This window comes from Streptomyces hainanensis, from assembly GCF_004348415.1.
Classification (GTDB): Bacteria; Actinomycetota; Actinomycetes; order Streptomycetales; family Streptomycetaceae; genus Streptomyces; species Streptomyces hainanensis.
Window position 1 is genome coordinate 1 of the sequence record NZ_SMKI01000622.1, and the last position, 3721, is coordinate 3721.

The following is a 3721-nucleotide window of genomic DNA, read 5'->3' on the forward strand; positions in this document are numbered from 1 at the left end:
CACCGAGATTTACACCCTAGAGTTCGTCGGCAGCGTCAGAGGTGTATAAGAGACAGGGTCCGGGGCTCCGCCCCCGGCTCCCCCGGCACCTTCGGCTGCCGCCGGTGCGGCCGGCAGCTCCGCCCCGGCGACGGCCTGGCCGTTGGCCCCGCCGGGGGACGCCAACCCACCGGCCGACTCCGGGGCTCCGCCGGCCGCCGGTGCGGCCGGCCGCTCCGGTGCGGCTTCGTCGGGTGACGCGTGGCCGGGGGCCGGGTCCGGGGCTGCGCCCCGGTCGTCGCCGGGGGCAGTGGCCCCGGCCGCGCCAGCCGTCGCCGTGGCGCGGACACCGCCCGACGCCGTGGCCCGGGCCGAGTCGGGCAGCCCGGACGGCGAGTCCGTGGCCGAGTCGGGCGGCCCGGGCGGCGAGTCCGTGGCGGAGCCACGGACGCCGCCCGGGCCGGGGTCACCGCCGGAGGCGGGTCGCGGCCAGCGCACCCTCATGGCGAGGGGGCGGAGGAGTTCGCAGAGGGCGAGGGTGAGGAGGATGTAGAGGAGCGATCCGTACCAGTAGTTGCCCGGCCAGGCCAGGGCCTGGACCAGGGGGAAGGGGAGGTCGAGGACGCGGTCGCCGACGACCGTGATCATGGAGACGATCGGCAGCACCCACAGCAGGACCGTGCCGATCCTGCGGTACCAGCCGCCGGGCCGGGACACGTCGCGGACGAGCCGCACCCACAGGTACCGGTGGACGACCACTACCAGCACCGACACCACGGCGACGAAGCCGAGCCCCATCAGCCAACCTCCCGTCAAGATCCCCCGCCACCAAGTATGGGCGAGGGCCGTCCCCCGGTTGACGGCGCCCTCTCACCGGTTTGGCTCGCTCCGCTGGTCCCCGCACGGCCGGGCGACGGTAAGTTCACGATGTGCCGTTCAATCGCTCGTCTTCTTTTACGATCGCCGCGCGCGCGTTCGGGTGCGCCGCCCTCGCCGCCCTCGTCCTGGCGTCACCGGCCCGGGCCGACGAGGAACCGGATGACGCCCGGGACGAACCCCCCGAGGTCATGTCCACCATCGGCGGAGAACGCCTCGGCCGGCCTGGCACCCAGGTCGGCGAGGGTCCGGGCGTGCCCGAGCTGCCCGACGACCTGACGTCCAGGTCGTGGGTCGTGGCCGACGCCGAGACCGGCGACGTGCTCGCCGCGCACAACGCGCACTGGCCGCTCGCCCCGGCCAGCACGCTCAAGATGCTGTTCGCCGACACCCTGTTGCCCGAGTTCGAGCGCGACGCGACCTACCGGGCCGAGCCGGAGCACTTCGAGGAGATGGGCCCGGGGAGCAGCGCCGTCGGCATCGCGGACGGCCAGACCTACCGCGTCGAGGACCTGTGGCACGGCGTCTTCCTGGCCTCGGGCAACGACGCCGTCTACGCGCTGACCGCCATGAACGGCGGCAAGGAACAGACGGTGCGGGAGATGAACGACCGTGCCGAGGAGCTCCAGGCCAACGACACCCATGTGGTCAACCCGGACGGCTACGACGCCGCGGGACAGCTCTCCTCCGCCTACGACCTGACCCTGTTCGCCCGCTCCGGGATGCAGAACGCCGACTTCCGCGAGTACGTGTCGACGCCGCGCGCCGAGTTCCCCGGGGCCGAGGGGGAGGACGGCGAGGAGCGCGAGAGCTACGAGATCCAGTCGACCAACCGGCTGCTCGTCGGCGCCCCGGGCCTCGACCGGTACGAGGGGCTGGCGGGCGTCAAGAACGGCTACACCTCGGAGGCCGGCCACACCTTCACCGGGGTGGCCGAGCGCGACGGCCGGGTGCTGCTGGTCACCGCGCTCGCCCCGGAGGAGGACGACCCGCTGGCCGTCTACCGGGAGTCGGCGGCCCTGCTCGATTGGGGGTTCGCGGCCGAGGGGCTGGTCGAGCCGGTCGGCGAGCTGGTGCCGCCGCTGAGCGAGGCGGCGGAGCCGGGCGAGGACGGGACACCGACCCCGGCGGACGACGACAAGAACGGCGCGGAGGAGACCGGCGCGAACGGCGCGGCCGGCTCCGACGGCGACTCGGTCAGCGGGTTGCTGGTGCTCGGCGTCACCGCGGCGGGTCTGGTGGTTCTCGCGGCGGGGGCCTACGTGTTCCATCGCAGGCATCCGCTGCCCCCGTTGGCCCAGCTGTCCGGTCGCCGGCCAGGACGTCGGCGCGGAGACGCTCCTCGGGGGTGACCGCGGTGGCCGTCCAGGCGCAGCACACCAGCAGCAGCCTGGCCATCAGGTTGATCCAGATCAGCAGCGCCACCGGGACGCCGAAGGCGCCGTAGAGGTTGCGGGTCGCGACCTGGGTGAGGTAGCCGCCGAGCGCCAGCTTGAGGAGCTCGAAGCCGACCGCGCCCAGGCCGCAGACCGTGAGCAGCACGGCCTGCGGCGGCCTGACCCCGGGCAGCCAGGTCAGCACGTAGCAGAGCAGCAGGAACGTGACGATCGCGGCGAACGCGAAGGCGGCGAACTGGATCAGCAGGGTGCCGGGACCGTGCTCGGCCACGGCGCGCACCACGGCCAGCGACAGCGCCGAGACGACCAGCGACAGCAGCGTCACGGCGCCGAGCCCCGCCAGCACGCCGAGGTCCTTGGCGCGTCGCAGCAGCGGGTTGCCCGGCGGCTCCGGAAGGTCCCACAGTTCGCGCAGGCAGCCGCGGAGCGCGTTCACCCAGCTGGCGCCGGTGGGGACGACGAGCAGTAGCGAGACGACGCCGAGGGCGCTGGCGTTGTCGAAGAGGCTGTTGAGGTCGAGCCGGCCGGAGATGCCGGGCACCTGGTCCTCGAACCAGTTCTCGATCTCCCCCAGTCGTCCCCGGCTCAGCACGGCGGCGCCGAGGGCGGCGACCAGGCCGAGCACCGGGAAGAGCGCCGTGAAGCTGGTGAAGGTGATGGCCGCGGCCAGCCGGCTCCAGTTGTGCGACTCCAGGTGCTGGAACACGCCCCACGCCCGGGTGCGCTGGATCCGGGCCACCGCCGGGCCGATCCAGCGCAGTCGGGTCAGTGTCTCCATCGCGCGTGCCACGGTAGGTGCGCGTACCCGGCATGCGGGGAGAGACACGCCCCACCGCGAACTACGCGGCGGCCTCCGGGGTGCGGGGCGGGACGGCGGGGGCCCGACGACCGGCGAGGCGGAACTCGCGGCGGGGCTCCCAGACGCCGGCCTCGTCCTGCTCGTAGAGGGCGAAGCCGCGCACCGTCCAGGCCGCCTCGTAGTCGGCGAGTTCGGCCTGGGCGATGTCCATGGCGTCCTCGTCGATGCCGTGCGCGAGGGTGACGTGCGGGTGGTAGGGGAAGCCGAGTTGGCGGTCGAGCGGGCCGCCGGCCGCCCTGACGCGCCGCTGGAGCCGGTCGCAGGCGGTGGCGCCCGCCACCACGCGGAGATAGACGACGGGCGACACCGGCCGGAAGGTGTCGGTGCCGCGCAGCCGCATCGGGAACGGGCGGCCGGCGCGGGCGACGGCCGCCAGGTGGTCCTCGATCAGCGGCCGGTCGGCCGCCGGCACCTCGGTCGGCGGCAGCAGCGTCACATGGGTGGGGATGCCGGCCGCGGCGGCGTCCCCGAAGCCGAGCCGGCGACTCTGCAGGGCGCTGCCATGCGGCTCGGGGACCGCGATCGACACGCCGAGCGTGACCGTGCCCACGCCGCGACTCCTCTCCTCGCGCTGCTCGTTTCTCGGTCCCCCGACCCCGGGCGGCCCCAC

The 3721-nt window shown here is 74.2% G+C and carries 3 protein-coding genes and 1 pseudogene; 1 reads left to right on the forward strand and 3 read right to left on the reverse strand.

Going from position 1 to position 3721, the window contains the following annotated elements; translation table 11 throughout:
* Positions 1–9: 9 nt before the first annotated feature.
* Positions 10–777 carry a hypothetical protein gene (locus tag E1283_RS33650; protein WP_132821961.1) on the reverse strand — a complete coding sequence of 256 codons (768 nt, stop codon included), beginning with the start codon at positions 775–777 and terminating at the stop codon, positions 10–12.
* Between the two features lie 131 nt (positions 778–908).
* Between E1283_RS33650 and E1283_RS33655 the strand changes: the two genes are divergently transcribed.
* Complete coding sequence (locus E1283_RS33655; protein ID WP_425086270.1) at positions 909–2207, forward strand: D-alanyl-D-alanine carboxypeptidase family protein; 1299 nt, start codon at positions 909–911, stop codon at positions 2205–2207.
* Positions 2208–2271: 64 nt separating this feature from the next.
* Here E1283_RS33655 and E1283_RS33660 read toward each other — a convergent pair.
* Positions 2272–3030, reverse strand: a pseudogene (locus E1283_RS33660) (YihY/virulence factor BrkB family protein); the annotation flags it as partial.
* A gap of 61 nt (positions 3031–3091) precedes the next feature.
* The gene (locus tag E1283_RS33665; RefSeq protein ID WP_132821962.1) at positions 3092–3661 is read right to left on the reverse strand and encodes a 2'-5' RNA ligase family protein; all 570 of its coding nucleotides are present in this window, start codon (positions 3659–3661) and stop codon (positions 3092–3094) included.
* Between the last annotated feature and the right edge of the window lie 60 nt (positions 3662–3721).